This window comes from Mesorhizobium sp. M1088, from assembly GCF_040318575.1.
In the GTDB taxonomy this organism is placed as follows: domain Bacteria; phylum Pseudomonadota; class Alphaproteobacteria; order Rhizobiales; family Rhizobiaceae; genus Mesorhizobium.
In genome coordinates this window covers 1-18,494 of sequence record NZ_JAMYMO010000064.1, presented here as the reverse complement: position 1 = coordinate 18,494, position 18,494 = coordinate 1, and the positions used below count along the sequence as shown (strand labels likewise).

Genomic DNA, 18,494 nt, shown 5'->3' with positions numbered 1-18,494 from the left:
ACACTAACTGTCCGGCTTCAAATCGGAATCGTGTCCGGCATGAAATCGGAATACCTGTCCGGCTTCAGATTGGAATAGCCGTCCGGCATCACCGGAATACGCATATAGGCGTTGTTTGACGAACCTTCCGTGATAAACCCGTCCTTGACCAGCCACGCATCATCGGCCCCCTGGGCTTTGGCCTGCATCTTTGCCATGGATGGATAGAGGAGCTGAACAGTCTTGATGTCGCAGCGCCGCCAACGCAGATCATCCAGCGTGACGACATGCTGACCGCGGGCGGCGAGTGGGCTGTCGACGATCGTCTTCTTCTGCGTGAAGAGCACAACGGTTCTGGGCGTCGATTCCTGCGGGAAGATGAAATCGCGGTCCGCCGCCCCGCGCGTCACCTGGAGATAGACCAAGCCCTCGCTGATTTCGTTCCGCTCGATCAGTTCGCTATGGATTTCCAGCAGGTTTTCCTCCGTCAGCGAGAACGGCATATCCAGTTCACCGAGCGAACGGCGCAGGCGGGCCATATGGCCGGAAAAATCGACGAGCCTTCCGTCGAGGACCAGCGTCACCCTCGTAGACGCCGTCGGCAAACAGGAACCCGCGGTCAAAGATCGAGACACGGGCTTCGGTTTCCGGCAGATAATCACCGTTGACATAGACGTGACGCATTGAACTAATCCCAAAGAGATGCTGATGACGGCTCAATCAGCGAGCCGTCGTAGTGAATGAATGCTTCCCGGTCCTTGGCCAGGAAGAGCGGGCCGTCGAGATCGCCGTAACGAGCATCCTGCGCCAACAGGAAGGCGGGCGCAAGGTTGCCGAGCGCGGTGGAGCAGATCAACGCCGTAGTGGTCAACATGTTCACAATCGTTTTCATAATGCTTCGTTCACCCTCTTGTTTTGTCTGGAAACAAATAATCTCGCGGGACGATGGGCTTCCTTTCTTTCGAAGCTGAGTCATACAGCCTTAGTCTCCGGCACCCAGCGTCGTCCCCGTCACCGGACTGAAGCTTGGCGGGTGCTCATCCCGGAACCGCTTCATGATCATGGTCTTGCCCATACCGCTGTCGCCCTAAATTGCGACCGAAGGCATGCGCGTGCCGCGCGGAAGATCGAGGAGCCGGCTCAAACGAACCGAACCATCAAGGACACGACCGTCAAGCGTTTCCACTATGACCTCGGCCTACAACTTCGCGCGCAGGCTGAAGACCCCCAAAAGGCCTCACACCTTCCAGTTCATCAGCAAATCTGGAAAAAAGAGCCTGAACACTTCCGACTAGACCCAACCCATCAAAGCCGGGACTAAACATTAGGGTCATCTCGCTTCTAGATGACGATAATATACAAACTGCATTTGACGGAAGTCGCCGCGCGATGATCAAATGCAAGCACCAATCGGCCGAAAAAGATATGCCAAGCGGCCGTCCAGTGGCGGGAAAATAGAGGGAGAACAGACAATGAGCATGTCGATAGACCGCAGACGTTTCATCCATGGGGCATCCGCTATCGCGGTAGGTGCGATGTCTTACCAGTCCCGCCGCGCTGCTGCTCAGTCCCCGGGCGAACTGAATGTCGCGCTCAATGGTGGCCAATACGCACAGGCGTGTATCGAAGCCTATGTAAAACCATTCGAAGCCGAGACAGGAATTAAAGTGAACCCGCTCGCCGACGAAGTCCCCTTGGCCAAGCTTGAGCTAATGGTGTCGACCAATAGCGTTTCGCTTGACGTTATCCCGCTCGACGCATCCACACCTGTTCTAGCTCCTGAGAACCTCGAAGAGATTGATTACTCAATCTACAAGAAGGACGAGATGGACGCGATACTGGACTTCGCCAAGACTCCGCACAGTGTCGGGTCGATTGTCTACGCGTTCTGTATGGTCTACAACACCGAGAAGTTCCCAGCTGGAAAACCGCGGCCGACTTCTTGGGCAGAGTTTTGGGACGTCAGCAAGTATCCTGGGGTTCGCACGTTGGCATCCGGCGTGTACGGATATGGCCCGTGGGAGGAAGCTCTACTGGCGCATGGTGTGCCTGCTGACGCTTTTTATCCTATGGATATTGATCGAGTTTTCGCCAGCCTGGACAAGATCAAGCCGCATATCCGCAAGTGGTGGACGACCGGATCCGAGATTCAGCAAATGATGCACGATAAGGCTGTCGACTTGGCGCAGTCCTACGACGGACGGGCGCTTTCATTGATCGACCAAGGTGCGCCGCTTGAGATCAATCGCAACCAGATGAAGCTTACGTGGGAAAGTTGGGGCATCCCAAAGGGCAGCCCGAATGTGCAGAATGCACAAAGGTTCATTGAGTTCATCACCCGCGCCGATAGGCAGGCCGCCTTTGTACAGCTTATCCCTTACGGCCCAGCGAACCGAAATGCGTTTAAACTGATATCACAAGATCTCGGTCGAAAACTCGCCAGCCACCCTGATTACCTGGGGTCTAGCATAGTAATGGACGCCAAGTGGTACGCTGAGGCGGGATCAGGCGGCATGACAAACGTGGAGCGGCTTATCCAGCGTTGGAACGAGTGGGTTCTTCAGTAGTCGCGGATCAACCGAGAGGTGGTGAAGGCGGCGACGGACCAGTCCGTCGCCTTCCCGACCTCTGTAATCTGGATGGAGCCGCTTTGACCGACGCCCTCGCTTCCTGGAAGCAGTTCGTCTCCGCAGCCGTGTACCGGTCGTACTGGAGCATCAATTGTGACCTTGCATATTAAAAGCACCACACTGCCAACTGCCGAGGAAGAAGCATTGGAGAAAAGTCGGGTTCCTGCGCAGATTGAATTCTGCAGCGTCACCAAAATGTATGGGGCGGTCGCAGCCGTCAAAGACTTGTCACTAAAAGTTCGTCGCGGCGAGTTCTTGACCATTCTCGGTCCAAGCGGTTCGGGCAAGACCACAGCGCTGATGCTGCTCGCCGGGTTCGTAGCGCCCAGTAAAGGAGACATCCTCATTGCTGGCAAGTCGGTCGCCTCAGTGCCGTCTTACCGGCGCGACCAGGGCATCGTTTTCCAGAGCTACGCGCTATTTCCGCACCTCACGGTGCGCCGGAACCTCGAATTTCCTCTCGAAATGCGTGGAATAAAGGCGGCCGAAAGGGCACAGCGGGTAGAGCGCATGCTTGAGCGCGTGCACCTGCAGGACTTTGGCTCCCGCATGCCCTCGCAACTGAGCGGCGGTCAGCAGCAGCGCGTGGCACTTGCCCGAGCGCTGATCGCTGATCCGCCGTTCCTCTTGCTGGACGAGCCGCTCGGCGCGCTCGACCGTAACCTTCGTGAGCAGATGCAGATCGAGATGAAGAGCCTGCACAAAGAGTTCGGCATCACCACCATCTGTGTCACGCATGACCAGGAGGAGGCGCTCACACTATCGGACCGCATTGTCGTCATGCGCGCCGGGCGGATCGAGCAGACCGACACGCCGGAGGCGCTCTATGACCGGCCGGCAACATGCTTCGTGGCAAAATTTTTGGGAGAGGCCAACATCCTCGAAAATCCTGGTTTCAAGGTCGAATCCGATGCCACGCCGCCGTCTGGTACCGTGCCCATGATCCGTCCGGAGCGAATCTTCGTCGCTGCTACCGCGGCGCCGAAGCGCGCCGATGCGGATCAACGACAGTTCGTCACCGGCATCGTCGAAGACATGATCTACTGCGGTCCGTTGCGGAAATACCATCTGCGCGCCGGAAACAATCTGCTCGTCGTGCGCGAGCATGCTGCCTCGGGACAACAGGTCTTCCGTCCCGGCGACGAGGTACGCCTCGACTGGCTGCGTTCGGACGTCCGCTTCGTCGCGGCGTGAGGCGTTGAGAGGGGAACGCAGGATGAAGATGTTTTTTCAGAAACTGGGCCGAATGCCCATCGTGCTCACTGTGCCGGCCTTCGCCGTCCTACTCGTAGTATTCGGGATACCGATCATCCTCCTGTTCCTGACTAGCCTCAATGCGCCGGCCTTCTCGCTCGCCAACTATGAGATGTTTTTCGGACAGCGGGCGAATGTCCGCGTGCTCTACCAGACGATCGAGATTAGCGCCGTGGCTACGGCAATCTGCCTCCTCATCGGCTATCCGATGGCCTATCTGATCGTGGCCGCCTCGAAGCACCTGCGCATGGGACTCATCGTGCTCGTCATCATTCCCTATCTGACCAGTGGATTGGCACGGACCTATGCATGGATCGTGATCCTTGGCGATCGCGGCCTGATCAACAATCTATTACTCGACCTCGGGCTTATTTCCAGTCCGCTGCCCCTAATCTACAACCGCATGGCCGTCTATATCGGCATGGTGCACATTATGCTGCCCATGATGATCTTGCCTCTGGTCAGCGTGATGATGGGTATCGACAGGTCGCTTATGGCAGCGGGGCGCAGCATGGGTGCACGGCCGTTCACCGCTTTCTGGCGAGTGTTTTTCCCGCTCAGCCTTCCGGGCGTGCGCAGTGGCTCGCTATTGGTCTTCGTGATCTGCCTCGGCTTTTACATTACGCCGGCCGCCCTCGGCGGGTTGGGAGACGCCATGCTGTCAACCTTCATCGCGTCGCAGTTCCAGACGTCCTTTAATATGGCGCGCGTTGCCGCCGCGGCCTTTATCCTCCTGGCGGTCGCCGTTGTCGTGCTCTCGATGTTCGGTCTCGATCTTTCCGGTACATCGGGCCGCACGGCGCAATCGACGCGGAATTCTTGGCGGAGTCGGCTGCCTTCATTCGCCGTGGTGAAACGCTATCTGGGCGACCTTCTCACTCCCCTTCGGGCGAAGCGCTGGACGGCACAACTCTACCAAGCCGGCAGTGACAGCCGCTGGTCGAACATCGTCGGCACGGTGTTCGTAGTGCTAGTCATGTTCTACCTGCTGTTTCCGGAACTCCTGGTCGTCATCATGTCGTTTAGCGCGGGGAGGTTTTTGGAATTCCCGCCCTCCGGCCTTTCACTGCAGTGGTACCGCTCCTTCTTTGGCGATCCATCCTGGTACGACGCCGCCTGGGTCAGCATACAGATCGGCGTTGTGGTTGCCATCCTATCAACCATCGTCGGCACGCTTGCGGCCTACGGCATCAACCGCACCCTTCCGCGGCTGCGCAGCTTCCTGACCTTGGTTATCCTGACGCCGATCACCTTTCCGGTTATCGTCGTTGGTATCGCGGCCTATCTCGGGCTGCTCAAACTCGGACTGCTCGGCTCAATGACCGGCATCGTCCTGGCGCATAGCATCGGCGCTATCGGCTATGTCGTCGTGATCGTCGCTGCTACGCTGGCGAATTTTGACCAGCGGCTGGAGCAGGCGGCGAAGAGCATGCGGGCCGGGCCGTGGCAGACCTTTGTAAGGGTAACGCTACCGCTGATCCGGCCGGGCATAATCGGCGGTGCCGTGTTCGCGTTCCTCAGCTCCTTCGATGAGATCGTCGTTACATCGCTGGTAGGAGGACTCGCGATCCGCACCCTCCCGCTGAAGATGTGGGAGGACATTCGCCATCAGATCGACCCGACAATTGCTGCAGTGTCGTCGCTACTAATACTCATGCCCGTCCTCTCGCTAATCGTGCTCTATATCACGTGGTGGCGATCGAGCCCGAGCGCTCAGCGCCTGCTCGTAGATCCGGCGACTTGAGCACCGGCCTTTAGCAGGCATTCGCCCAACAGCAACCTCATGTCGTGCGATGCTATGGATAAAGACGCTCGCGTATTTGGCATGACGGGATTGCTGCCTAGGACGGTGCAGAGTGCAGAGCTATTTCTATATTCCTACGCATGACGAGACGATGAGCTGCTGCGTACCACAGACCGGCGATATCCCGACGACAATTCGGTTTTATGCCGGCCTGCGTCTATCTTGGAACCAGATGACCTCAATACACACACTGAATTTGACGCACGCCCTTTGGCAATTGAAAATCCATTCACAAACCGCGTAACAAAACAATGGCCAAGCGGACGAGACGCAGAGGAGACGATGAGCATATTTGTTAAACCGCAGGCGCTGGCCTCGGCGGCGTTCGAACGGCTGAAGCCCCAGGAGGATAAGCGTCCGGGGTTCTCAACCAAACACATGTAACTTGCCAACTGTCGTCGTCCTTCGCGCGCAAGGTTGCACAGTCTGCGGAGGAGTAGTGAAGCAATTTCTGTACAATAAGGATCCTGACCAATGAGCGAAGCGCCCCACCTTACGTTCGATTTCGAAACGCCCGGGGTGAGCACGGGACATCTTGTTGTTCCCAAAGGCGCCGACTGCGAAGCTCTTTCGCTTCCGGTCGTCAGCCTCAATAAAGGGGAAGGACCGCGCCTTCTTGTCACCGGTGGAAATCATGGCGATGAATTGGAGGGCCCAATCGTTGCGCGACGGCTCATTAAGTGGCTGCCAGAAGCGCAAACCTGTGGACGAGTCATCGTCCTACCGGTGCTCAATCCATTGGGTGTGCAGGCCTGGAGCCGCAATACTCCGCTCGACGGGTTGAACCTCAATCGCGTGTTTCCGGGGCGCGCCGACGGGTCAGTGACACAACGAATCGCGGATGCGGTTTCGCGCGTATTGTTGCCAATGGCCGACACCGTATTTGACCTGCACAGCTTCGGACCAACGTGGGATTTTCCACCGGCGGCCACGACGCACCCCATTGCCGATCCCGATCTCATGGCCAGGACGGTGAGAATGGCGGAAGCGTTCAAATTGCCTTTGACATTGGTCTGGCAACACAACGACACGGCTGGAATGTTTGATATCACGGCCCAAAACCAGGGCAAGGTATTTGTTTGCACTGAATTCGGCGGCGGCACGGTCGGCGCGGACAATCTGGCGATCTACGAGGCTGGAGTGCGCAACGCACTCATCGCGCTTGGGCTGGTCGAGGGAAAGGCCGAGTATCCAATTTTCCGTCAACAGAAGTTCGGCCAAACGCTCGAAACGCGTCCGTCCGATGAGTTGAAATCGCCTGCGCCGGGCATCTTCGAACCTCGCTGCTCGGTGCTGGATGAAGTGAAGCAGGGAGATCTCATAGGTATCCTGCATTCGATAGATTCGCTGTCCGCTGAGTCCATTGAAATCCGCGCGCCTGAAACGTCCATCGTCTTGGCCATGGCATCGGGGGCGCATGTCGACGCCAACAAAGTGGTAGCGTTCCTTGCGCGGCCGCTGAAGACCTAAGTATCAGGTGCAGCTAGCGCCTCGCGTGCCAGTAGCGGAACGAATCCCGTCAGGATGAATCGAGTGACCGGATTGCAGATCAAAGACGTCCTCCTTGCGCCCGGCAACGGCGCATTCTTCTATGACGATCAGGCTGCCATCAGGTCGGGCGCGACCCAGGACGGCTTCATCTATGTCGGTGAACCGAAAACGCCTGGGTTCAATTCGATTCGCATTCCAGCATCTTCGCTCAGTGTTGGGCTGGTCCTTGCCGACGAAACCGTAGTTTGGGGCGACATGATGAACGTCCAGTACTCTGGTGCCGGCGGACGTGATCCTGTGTTTGAAACTGCTCAAATCTCGGATTTGACGTCGCGCGTTGTGACGCCACGGCTTCTTGACGCCGATGCTTCTCTTTACCTTGATGCCTGCGCGACGGTTCTCGAGCCTTTCGAACACAAGCGGTTACCTCTCGCGATTGAGTATGGCGTCAGTCAGGCGCTCCTTCGCGCAGCGGCTCATCTTCAACGTACGACGATGGCGGAGGTCATCTGCACGGAATTTGACCTGTCGCTGCCGACGCGCAGGGTCCCGCTTTACTGCCAAAGCGGTGACGCTCGCGAGATCAACGTGGACAAAATGATCCTGAAAGCGGTGGATGTGCTTCCCCACGGCCTGATCAACTCACGGCAGAAATTCGGCCAAGGCGGCCAGACATTCCTGGAGTTCGTCAAATGGGTTGCAACGCGCACGCGCGAACTCGGCCGCCCGGGATATCATCCGGTCCTGCATTTCGATGTGTATGGCTGGATCGGCCAGGAAATTGGCCTGGAGCCGCAACGGATCGCCGACTTTATTTGCAGGGTTTCAGATACCGTCCCCGACTTTACGCTCAACATCGAGTCCCCGGCGGATTTTGGCTCGACGCTAGCTCAAATTGAGAACTACGCCAAGATCGTATCGATTTTGGACAACCGGGGTTCCAGCGCTCGCATTGTCGTAGACGAGAGGTGCAATACGCTCGAGGATGTTCGGCTATTTGCCGAAGCCAAGGCCGCGCATCTGGTCCAAATCAAGACGCCCGATGTCGGCTCAATTGCCGATACGGCGCGCGCAGTTCTCATCTGCAAGGAAAACAAGGTCGGAGCTTATGTCGGGGGAAGCTGTACCGAGACAGATCTCTCCGCCCAGGCTTCGGTCCACGTATCGGTGGCAACCCAGGCCGACATGATGCTCGCAAAGCCCGGAATGGGTGTCGACGAGGCATTTTCCATCGTTGGGAATGAACAAAACCGGTTGCTGGCGATGCTCAACCGTCGTCGGGTTCAATCTGAAAACGTTGAATGAAGAGCACGGTGTCGCATGCAGAACTCTCTTGAGGGGATCACTGTCGTAGCCGTGGAGCAGGCCGTGGCCGCGCCGTATGCATCGTCCCGTCTTGCTGACGCCGGCGCCCGGGTCATCAAGGTCGAAAGGCCCGAAGGGGACTTTGCCCGAAACTATGACAAGCTCGTGCGGGGACAGAGCGCTTACTTCGTCTGGCTCAACCGGGGTAAGGAGTCGGTCTGTCTGGACCTGAGGTTGGAGCCGGATCGCGCCGTCCTCGACACGCTCATTGCCAGTGCTGACGTCTTTATCCAGAATCTGAAGCCGGGCAGCATCGAAAAACTGGGTTTCGCGTCTGCTGATCTCCGTCGACGCTTTCCGCGGCTGATCACCTGCGACATCTCTGGTTTCGGGGAGAAAGGGCCGTATTCCCATTTGAAGGCTTATGATCTCATCGTCCAGGCTGAAACAGGTTTATGTGCGATCACCGGCACCCAACAAGGGCCCGCGCGTGTAGGGGTCTCGGTTTGCGACATCTCGGCAGGCATGACGGCGCATAGTGCCATTCTTCAGGCGCTGTATCACCGCGAGGTCACCGGCGAAGGGAACAGCATCCAGGTGTCACTGTTCGATGCCGTCGCAGACTGGATGAATGTTCCGGTTCTACAACATGACTACAGCGGCTATCACACAGTACGCGCGGGCGTGAAACACCCGTCGCTGGCGCCGTATGGCGCATATTGTTGCGCCGACGGCAAAGAGGTCATCTTTTCGGTTCAGAATGACCGTGAATGGGTGAATTTCTGCGAGAAGTTCCTGAAGCAGCCGGCGCTCACACGCGCATCTAGTTTTGCTGACAATATGGAGCGTCTCGGTCACCGTGCGCAACTTGACGAGATCATTGAACGGCGTTTTTCAGAACTGTCCTGCCAGGAAGCAATGCAGGAGCTTGAGGCCGCCGGCTTGGCATATGGCCGACTGAACGAAGTGGCGGATGTTTCAAATCATCCCCACGTTCGCAGGGTTGAGGTAGCCACACCTGAAGGAACTGTAGAGACGATAGCGCCAGCGGCGATCTTCAACTCTGAGCGCCCCTCGCTGCGCCCGGTGCCGGCTCTTGGCGCTCATACCGAGGCTGTCCGCGAGGAGGTTCTAGCAGGCTTGCGCACAAAAGCCGCGTCAGCGTGAGCGCGCGTCTCGGTAAGGTGAGTGCGCTTGCGACTTACAGAGAGCATGCATACTTCGGGCCATCTCAGCGCATCGGCCGCCCAGCAAGTTCACTGCCACCGCCCTCGCTAAAATCGACCGCAAAGGCGTCTCCATGATCAAGGACACCGTTCCGGCTGTTGAAAGCGCGATGTCTGTACCCCGGTGGAGATCCCTGCTCTTCGTTCCCGCTCACGTTCCGCGCTTTGTGGAGGCGGCTCATGAGCGCGGAGCAGATGGCGTTATACTAGATCTCGAAGACTCCGTTCCCCAGGATCAAAAGGGCGAGGCACGGCGGCAGCTTCCTGCGTCCGTCGCAAAGGTGGGCCGGAAGGGCGCATCTGTTTTGGTCCGCGTGAATCGTGGTTTGCGCGCCTTGGCTGCCGATATCGACGCAGCCGTGATGGCGGGTGTTGACGCACTTGTTCTGCCCAAGACCGATTCGGCAGAGTGGGTATTAGAGATCGCGAATGCGGTATCGGACCTTGAACGAGAAAGAAATCTTGCTCAGGGACGCATCCGGTTCCTTGCCCAGATCGAGACACCCGGCGCCTTGCATAGACTCGCGGCCATCGCATCGGCGCATCCAAGGATGGTCGCAATGGCGCTTGGTCCTGAAGACTTTAGCGCCGCTGTTGGCGGCGCCCCCGAATTCGACCTTCTGTTGACGCCGAACCTTTCTGTTCTGTTTGCCGCCCGTGCGGCCGGGTTGCTCCCGCTGGGCTTCATAGGAAGCATCGGCGAGTTCTCGGACACTGATAAACTTCGAGAAGCCGCGGCGCATGCGCGGCGGCTTGGCTTCGCCGGAGCTTTGGCGATCCATCCGACTCAGGTGGCTATATTCAATGAAGCTTTCTCGCCAAGCGCACCGGAACTCGAGTGGGCCCATAGTATCGTCGCAGCGGAAAATGATGCCGCCACGCGGGGACTGTCTGCATTCTCGTTGAATGGTAAGATGGTTGATCCGCCAGTGGTGCGGCGCGCCCACGAGATCCTGGCTTTCGCCAGCAATAACTGAGCCATTAATCAGCGGCCGGACAGGCTGTTTTCGAACTGGTGCAACAGTTTTGTGACTTGCCGGCCATCTCGTTTCGAGATAGGTGTGAAAGCACTGGGGATCATGCCCCGGTTGGATTTGTTCATCGTGGACATCAGGCAGTTAAGATACTTTGTCGGCATCGTCGAAGCCGGCAGTTTCACGAAGGCAGCTGCGACCCTCAACGTTGCTCAAAGCGCTCTAAGCCTGCATGTGCGTCAACTGGAGGAAGGATTCGGTACCCAGCTTCTGGTTCGCGATAGGACCGGTGTCAGCCTCACGGCGTCCGGGGACAAGCTGCTTGAGCGGGCGCGGATCATTCTGAAGGAAATTCAGCTCACTGAGGCCGAACTGACCAATTCGGTGGCTGCTCCTTCCGGAGAGGTGACCATTGGCATTCCGTCCGGAGCCGCTCGCGTCCTTAGCGGTCCCCTGCTTGAATTGGTAAGAAGCGAATTGCCGAGGATTTCGCTTAAGATGATTGAGGGCATGACGGGACCGCTGGAGGAGTGGATGGCTGCTGGCCGCTTCAATCTGGCTGTCCTTTATCGCACTGCCGAGAGTGTGGGGCAAATGACGGTGCTGGCCCGCGAAGAATTTTGTTTGGTGGTGCCGCCGGGTGAACCGCCTTTCGAAGAGTCGATACCGCTCGCCGACTTGTATGCGTTCCCGCTGGCGGTTCCAATGCGCAACAACAATGTCAGGCGGTCGGTGGCTGATGTCGTTGCGCAACACGGTTGTGTGCTGGACGTCAGATTCGAAGTCGACTCCCTTTCTACGATCATCAATATGGTCATGGAAGGAAAGGCCTATTCTATTCTTACCCCGTCAGCCATTCAGAAAGAAGCGTCTCAAGGCCAGGTCCGGACGGTTAAAATCATTGATCCAGTGATCTCCCGTTCCGTCGTGCTTGCCGTCAACCCGAAAGACGACCGCTCTCCAGCCGTTTCTGCGGTCCGCAAGCTGATCCCCAAGGTCGTCAGGACATTGATTGAGAGCAGGCACTGGTCGGCCACGGCTCCGGACCGGGATTAGGCGCATCCTTCAAACCAAGTTCCGGGTGCTACCGCTCCTCCGCGACTGCCTGAGCCGTATCAATCTGTATTCGAGATGGTTTTGGTCGATATTCCATATTTGACCGGGCGTGACCATCGCGATGAAACTGCAGAGAAGCGAGCCCATGGTCCGGATATCGGCTGGTCTCGCACTGGCAAGAATTCAGTCAAGCGGAGCATGCGATGTCCAACGCCACGAGCTATCAGCTTTTCATCAATGGCAGGTGGCGAGCCGGCAGTGACGGAATTACTCTGCCGGTAACCAACCCGGCGACAGAGAAGGTATTTGGCTCGGCGGCGGCGGCTTCAGCGTCGGATCTGGATGAGGCCCTCGCTTCTGCAGAGCGAAGGCGCAAGGCTTGGTCCTCACGACCTGCAAAAGAGCGCGGCGAGATCCTTGTGGCGGCCGCCAGGATCCTTGCCAGTAAGGTGGGAGACGCAGCGAAGGATTTGTCGGCCGAACAGGGAAAGACAATTGCCGAAGCGACAGGCGAGTACGCGCGCGCTGTCGAAACTCTGGAGTGGAATGGCACCCATGCCGAAGAGCTGTCGGCCCCGATCCCGATGGGCCCGAACCGGATGATAATCCCGGAGCCCCTTGGCGTTGTTGCTGCCTTTACGCCTTGGAACTATCCCGCCGTTCTCATCGCCCGCAAGCTCGCCCCTGCTTTGGCGGCAGGCTGCCCGGTGATCCTCAAAGGGGCTGAAGAGACACCAAGCGCGGCGGTCCATTTCGTAGAAGCCTTGCGACAAGCGGGTATTCCGGACGGCGTGGTCAATCTCGTCTTTGGCGTTCCGGTGCAAATATCCCGGCATCTCCTCAGCTCGCCGATCGTCAAGGTCTTAACTTTCACGGGCTCTACCGAGGTTGGAAAACAGCTCGCCAAGCTCGCCGCGAATAACTTGCAGCGGTGCATCCTCGAACTCGGTGGGCATTCCCCGGTCGTTGTATGCGAGGATGCCGACCTGGCAAAAGCCATACCGGCAATCACGGAATACAAGTTCGAGTGCGCGGGTCAAAGCTGCAATGCGCCCAGCAGGATCCTCGTCGCGCGGACCCTCTACGAGGAATTCCTGTCCCGGATGACGGAAGCCGCCCGCAAGATCAAGATCGGTCCACCGGACGCCCCGGCAACGGAGATGGGTCCAATGGCAAACGCGCGGCGAATCGAGGCCATGCAGCGTCTGATCAAAGATGCGGTCGATCGCGGCGCCCGCATCGAAACCGGTGGCACCCGCCTCGACCAGCCGGGTTTTTACTGGCCGCCAACTATCCTGACAGGGGTGCCAAAGGATGCGAGAGTGCTTCATGACGAGCCGTTCGGGCCGATCCTCACCGTAACGCCGTTCGACACGATCGAGGAGGCGATCGAAGAAGCCAACGCCACTGAGTATGGCTTGGCTGCCTACTTCTTCACCGGCACCGCCGATGCGAAACGGGCGCTGATCGGCGGTGTTTCGGCTGGCGCTGTCAGTGTAAACTACCTGAAAGGGGTTTCCGCAGATGCACCATATGGGGGCGTCAAACAGAGCGGCTATGGATATGAGGGGGGCGAGCAGGGGCTGCGGAGCTTCCAAAGCCTGAAACTGGTCAACGGGCTTGGGTCATTCGGATGAGATTGGTGAATAAAAAAACACGGACCATTGCCGGCAAAGATATTACAAAGAGCGTCGCCGACGCCCTTCAGTACATCTCGTACTACCATCCCCCCGACTACATCCGATACCTTTCGCAAGCATACGCGCGCGAGCAGAGCCCGGCGGCGAAGAACGCCATCGGGCAGATTTTGCTGAACTCCCGCATGGCGGCCTTCGGACGGCGCCCGATCTGCCAGGACACCGGTCTTGTGGTGGTTTTCGCCAAGGTCGGCATGGGCGTCCGCATCGAGTCAACGGCCAGTTTCGCCGACATCGTGAATGAGGGCGTCCGGCAAGCCTATCTCGACCCCGACAATCCCCTTCGACCATCGATCGTCTCGGATCCGCTTGCCGGGCGGGTGAACACGCGTGACAACACGCCAGCTGTCATCCACGTCGACCTTGTGCAAGGCAACCAGATTGAGATCACCATCGCCGCAAAGGGGGGCGGATCGGAAAACAAGGCGCGTTTCACCACCCTTAACCCCAGCGCGTCCGTCGCCGACTGGGTGGTCGACACCGTTTCGACCCTTGGCAGCGGATGGTGCCCGCCCGGCCTGATCTCGGTCGGCATCGGTGGTAGCGCTGAAAAGGCGATGCTGCTGGCCAAGGAGGCCATGAACGAGCCAATCGACATGTCGGAACTAATCGCTAGGGGGCCGTCAAGCCCGGAGGAGGCACTGCGGATTGAGCTTTATGAGCGGATTAACGCGCTGGGCATCGGCGCCCAAGGCCTTGGGGGTCTGACGACAGTGGTTGACGTCAAGGTTGCGACTTATCCTACCCATGTGGCGTCCAAGCCTGTGGCACTTATCCCGCAATGCGCCGCGAACCGGCACCTGAAGTTTACCTTGGATGGCTCGGGACCCGTCACGCTTGAACCGCCCGACATTTCCGAATGGCCCCAGATCGGTCATGACGATTTGCACACAACCGGCGTCCGTCGGGTCAATCTCGATGGGCTGACGAAGGAAGAGATGGCATCGTGGTGCTGCGGTGAAACCCTTCTTTTGTCCGGAAAGATGCTGACGGGCCGTGACGCCGCCCACAAGCGAATGGTCGATTTGATCGATGCCGGCAAGCCGCTCCCAGTCGATCTGCGGGGACGCGTGATCTACTACGTCGGACCAGTCCGCGCCGTGAGGGATGAGGTGGTCGGGCCGGCTGGCCCGACAACCTCCAGCCGCATGGACGGTTTTATTGAAAAGATGCTGGCCGAGGCCGGGCTATATGCGATGGTGGGCAAAGCGGAGAGAGGGCCGGCGGCCATCGAGTCGATTGTCAGACACAAAACACCCTATCTCATCGCAGTGGGTGGCGCTGCGTACCTGATTTCAAAATCGATCAAGGCGGCACGGATCGTTGCCTTTGAAGACCTGGGGATGGAAGCCATGTATGAATTCGAGGTTCAGGACATGCCGGTGATCATGGCTGTTGATGTTGAGGGAAACTCAATCCACAATTCCGGTCCGATTGAGTGGCGCAAGCGGATGGCGGCCGACAGCATCGCGCGCAACATCGGCGTTTGAATATTCCCGTCAGACGATCCCTCCTGCCTAAATCCATCCACTTCGAAGAGCAACGAGAAGGCTGGACGCTTCGTTTGGTCAACTGTACGAATGAGCCATGCCCACGCCTGCACCGCCTGCGAGTAACGCAACGCTGAGTTGGCACGCCGCGCCATCGAGGCAATTGGCGCAGACCCAAAAGCAGCCTAAACGTAAAGCCGTAATTCAGCCGGCAAGGCCATGAAGTCGAAACTCAACACAGTACGCCTGGACGCTTGGGACCTTCGGATTCTGTCCGAGCTGCAAGCAGACGGTCGGATATCGAAAAGCGAGCTTGCGAAACGCGTTCATCTCTCGGCGTCGGCTTGCTCGGAGCGGCTCCGCATACTCGAAACTGGAGGGGCTATTGAAGGGTATTATGCACGGCTCAGTCCATCCCTCACCGGGGGCGTGATCTTCGTCATGGTGGAGGTCGTTCTGGATCGTCACCGTCTCGAGGACCAACGACATTTTGAGACCGCGATTCATGCCATCCCCGAAGTTTTGGACTGCTGGGCTATCGGCGGGCGGATCGATTACCTGATGCGCGTAGCAGCACCTTCTATGGCTGCGTATCAGGAATTTATGGAAGGCCTGCTGCAGGTAGGCCTCGGGATCGATCAATACTATAGCCTTATCGTGACCAAATCCGTGAAATCCAATTCGCCGATCCCCTTGTCGGCTTCAAGACAACGGTGAGTTCCCGCAGCCGGTGTTTTCCACGGAGATTGACGCAAGTTCCGTGCATTCGTCGGTCGAGGATGCGCATTCCCGTGGAAGCCGAGGTGTGTCCGTCGGTATAATCACACCTTGACGAGCGGCTGACCGAGTGTTTTCCGCAGAGCGATGAAGAGGAGAGGGGCGATGAGCCTAACCAATCTGGGAACAGCGCAAGTTCAAGAGATGGATCGGAGCTTTGTCTTTCATCCGTCGACGCACTTGGCAAAGCACAGTCGCGGCGAGACGCCAAACCGGATCATGGCCGGAGCGGAGGGCGTCTACATCTGGGATACTGAAGGCCGAAAGAGCCTCGACGGTTTCGGCGGGCTCTACTGCGTCAACATGGGATATGGATGCACAGAGATCGCTGATGCCATTGCCAAGCAAGCACATGAACTGCCGTTTGCTCATGTCTATGCCAGCCAAGGCACGGAACCTGTTGCCCGTTTGGCGGAGGCAGTGGTCGAATATTTCGGGCAGAACATGCGAAGGGTGTATTTTGGCCTGTCTGGTTCCGATGCCAACGAAACCAACATCAAGCTCGTCTGGTACTACAACAACATCCTCGGTCGCCCTGAAAAGAAGAAGATCATCTCGCGACATCGCGGTTATCACGGTTCCGGGTTGGTCACCGGTAGCCTGACGGGCCTTCCGTTCTTTCACAAGTTTTTCGACCTGCCGTTGAATTTGGTGCGCCATACAACGGCGCCACATTACTATCGCCAGGCGCATGAGAACGAAACTGAAGAAGCCTTCTCCAAGCGCTGCGCCGACGAACTTGAAGCCCTTATTCTTGCTGAGGGCCCGGATACGGTTGCAGCCTTTATCGCAGAACCGGCACTTGGGACCGGCGGCATCGTTCCGCCCTCAAAAGGGTACTGGACGGCCATTCAAGAGGTACTGGTCAAGTACGATATCCTTTTGATCGCCGATGAAGTGGTTTGTGGCTTCGCGCGAACCGGTGAGAAATTCGGTTCCCACCTCTATGGCATGCGCCCGGATTTCGTCACCATCGCAAAGGGCGTCAGTTCCGCCTACCTTCCCATCTCCGGGTCAATTATCGGCGACCGCGTCTGGAAGGTCCTGGAAGAAGGAACGGAGAAGCACGGAGCTCTGGGCCATGGCTGGACATATTCTGGTCATACGCTTTGCGCGGCGGCCGCACTCGCCAACATCAAAGTCCTTAAGGAAAGAAACATCCTGGAACATGTCCAGGATGTCGGGCCCTATTGGCTTTCCCGCATGAAAGCCGAATTGGAGGGACATCCTATCGTCGGCGAAGTTCGCGGCGTCGGGATCCTGTCCGCCGTAGAGATGATGCGGGACCCCAAAGCGCGCGTACCTTTTGAGCCCGAACTGCAGGTCGGAGCGCGTGCCGCCGCTGCTCTGCTTGAGAATGGGGTCATCGGCCGGGCCATGCCGCAGGCCGATATCCTCGGCTTTGCCCCGCCACTGATCATCACCAGGGACCAGGTGGACATCATCGTCGACGCCACGGCGAGATCAGTTGACACGACGTTACGCGCTTTGAAGGCAGAAGGCGCAGTATAATTCTTGCGGGCGCCAACCAGCATTTTTGCCGCTGCTGCCGGTCCTCCCATTTGGCTGCGGGCGGCGAGCCCTGCCGGTGCACCTCCCCGCCGGCAGGGCGCATTTCTGAGGCGTTGCAGGTCCACTGCATCTCGCCAGTAAATGGATATTGAGAAGAACAGTATGATCAATATTGAAACGCTTGATGTCGAGCACCTGCCACCTGCAAGCAACAGCACGTTGTCTTGAGCACCAGTACCAGCGCGTCGATCCCGTTATCGTGCGTGCCCGCTTCGGCGGATGCCCATTCGGTGGGGCTCTGCACTACCGGGTATGAGTCATCAGAAGCTGAGCCGAGGGTCTTTGACGAAGCGGCCCAGTTTGGCATTTCCTGGTGTGACGATCCCAATCATCGTTCTCCAGGGCAATTTTGCGGTTTGACCCTTTGGCGCTGACAGGCGCGAACAGCATTTCCTCGTCGCGGACCGTTATAACGACCATCTCCCATACGTTGCGACCTGTTGCACATTTTTGTCCGGCGAAAACTGTCCGCTGAACGGATCGTCGACGGGGTGCCTTTGGCGGCGCGCGAATACGAGTGCCTGCAATGGGCAGCACGGCCTGGGAGATCTGCTGCATCCTTGGGATCACGCGGTGCACGGCCGCGTCTCCTCTCGATAACGCCCGCGGGAAGCTCGGCGTAAGGGATCAGAAGCCAGTTGGTTGCGCGTCTCGCCAGTTCGAACTCCTCGCATCGCTAACGTTTCTGACCTATGCAACTGGACAGGCTGCGCCAGCACGAAGCTTCCCCTTCCGGGGAATTTTCCCCTCCGAGGAGGCTTTGATGATCCAGCTGATTACACCAGACGTTTACGAGGACTTCGCCGGGACCTGCATGCAATGCACGACCTGCGCTACTGTGTCTTGAGGGAGAGGCTCGACGGAAGGTGCGAGGTAATGGCGGCTACGAGATCGACTCCCTGACGCGTTAAGACCTCACGAGCTGTTGCTGCGCGGTTTCGAGGACCGGGTAGAAGGTTGCGTGACGGCCTCTTGCCCACGACTGACCGGCGTAAGGGCGCACTATTCTAGGCGCCCTTACATTCAGCTCGGCGGTCAGCAAGCCGCTTCGCCTTTCGCTATCAGAAGCGGTAGGTGACACCCGCGCCTATCAACCAGGGATCCAGCGCCGCTTTTCCCGTCAGTTTCGCCCCGGCTGCGGATTCCAGGGAATGACCGGACGGGATTCCGATCAAAATCCGGACGGCATTCCGATTTGAAGCCGGACAGCATTCCGATCAATTACCGGACGGTTTTTCC

The 18,494-nt window shown here is 58.0% G+C and carries 12 protein-coding genes and 4 pseudogenes; 13 read left to right on the top strand and 3 right to left on the bottom strand.

The window, feature by feature from the left end:
* Positions 1 to 101: 101 nt before the first annotated feature.
* From NKH49_RS32925 to NKH49_RS32915, 3 pseudogenes are all read right to left on the bottom strand, one after another.
* Positions 102 to 663 (bottom strand): annotated as a pseudogene (locus tag NKH49_RS32925) (aminotransferase class IV); the annotation flags it as partial.
* Between the two features lie 4 nt (positions 664 to 667).
* Positions 668 to 823: pseudogene (locus NKH49_RS32920) on the bottom strand (dipeptide epimerase); the annotation flags it as partial.
* Between the two features lie 159 nt (positions 824 to 982).
* Positions 983 to 1,126: pseudogene (locus tag NKH49_RS32915) on the bottom strand (TniB family NTP-binding protein); the annotation flags it as partial.
* On the opposite strand from NKH49_RS32915, the pseudogene NKH49_RS35035 reads away from it, so the two are divergent.
* From NKH49_RS35035 to NKH49_RS32850, 13 genes and pseudogenes are all read left to right on the top strand, one after another.
* Positions 1,127 to 1,288, top strand: a pseudogene (locus tag NKH49_RS35035) (IS481 family transposase); the annotation flags it as partial.
* Between the two features lie 163 nt (positions 1,289 to 1,451).
* Entirely contained in the window at positions 1,452 to 2,546 is a 1,095-nt protein-coding gene (locus tag NKH49_RS32905) for an ABC transporter substrate-binding protein (protein ID WP_352929752.1), read from the top strand.
* A gap of 258 nt (positions 2,547 to 2,804) precedes the next feature.
* Positions 2,805 to 3,803 (top strand): ABC transporter ATP-binding protein, encoded by a 999-nt coding sequence (locus tag NKH49_RS32900; RefSeq protein WP_502907986.1) that lies wholly within the window; start codon positions 2,805 to 2,807, stop codon positions 3,801 to 3,803.
* A 22-nt stretch (positions 3,804 to 3,825) separates the two neighbouring features.
* Positions 3,826 to 5,607 carry an ABC transporter permease subunit gene (locus NKH49_RS32895; protein WP_352929746.1) on the top strand — a complete coding sequence of 594 codons (1,782 nt, stop codon included), beginning with the start codon at positions 3,826 to 3,828 and terminating at the stop codon, positions 5,605 to 5,607.
* A 534-nt stretch (positions 5,608 to 6,141) separates the two neighbouring features.
* Entirely contained in the window at positions 6,142 to 7,137 is a 996-nt protein-coding gene (locus NKH49_RS32890; RefSeq protein ID WP_352929743.1) for a succinylglutamate desuccinylase/aspartoacylase family protein, read from the top strand.
* Between the two features lie 72 nt (positions 7,138 to 7,209).
* Positions 7,210 to 8,463: a methylaspartate ammonia-lyase gene (locus NKH49_RS32885; RefSeq protein WP_352929757.1), complete on the top strand. Its 1,254-nt coding sequence runs from the start codon at positions 7,210 to 7,212 to the stop codon at positions 8,461 to 8,463.
* A gap of 15 nt (positions 8,464 to 8,478) precedes the next feature.
* On the top strand, positions 8,479 to 9,630 hold the full coding sequence (locus tag NKH49_RS32880; RefSeq protein ID WP_352929740.1) for a CaiB/BaiF CoA transferase family protein: 1,152 nt from the start codon (positions 8,479 to 8,481) through the stop codon (positions 9,628 to 9,630).
* Positions 9,631 to 9,763: 133 nt separating this feature from the next.
* Positions 9,764 to 10,666, top strand: a complete 903-nt coding sequence (locus tag NKH49_RS32875) for an HpcH/HpaI aldolase/citrate lyase family protein (protein WP_352929737.1) — start codon at positions 9,764 to 9,766, stop codon at positions 10,664 to 10,666.
* Positions 10,667 to 10,792: 126 nt separating this feature from the next.
* On the top strand, positions 10,793 to 11,719 hold the full coding sequence (locus NKH49_RS32870) for a LysR family transcriptional regulator (protein ID WP_352929755.1): 927 nt from the start codon (positions 10,793 to 10,795) through the stop codon (positions 11,717 to 11,719).
* Between the two features lie 203 nt (positions 11,720 to 11,922).
* Positions 11,923 to 13,356, top strand: coding sequence for an NAD-dependent succinate-semialdehyde dehydrogenase (locus NKH49_RS32865; protein ID WP_352929734.1), 1,434 nt, complete (start codon positions 11,923 to 11,925; stop codon positions 13,354 to 13,356).
* A 5-nt stretch (positions 13,357 to 13,361) separates the two neighbouring features.
* The gene (locus NKH49_RS32860; RefSeq protein ID WP_502907985.1) at positions 13,362 to 14,906 is read left to right on the top strand and encodes a fumarate hydratase; all 1,545 of its coding nucleotides are present in this window, start codon (positions 13,362 to 13,364) and stop codon (positions 14,904 to 14,906) included.
* A gap of 219 nt (positions 14,907 to 15,125) precedes the next feature.
* Positions 15,126 to 15,623, top strand: a complete 498-nt coding sequence (locus NKH49_RS32855; RefSeq protein WP_352929728.1) for an Lrp/AsnC family transcriptional regulator — start codon at positions 15,126 to 15,128, stop codon at positions 15,621 to 15,623.
* A gap of 165 nt (positions 15,624 to 15,788) precedes the next feature.
* Positions 15,789 to 17,195, top strand: coding sequence for an aminotransferase (locus NKH49_RS32850; RefSeq protein ID WP_352929725.1), 1,407 nt, complete (start codon positions 15,789 to 15,791; stop codon positions 17,193 to 17,195).
* Positions 17,196 to 18,494 lie beyond the last annotated feature (1,299 nt).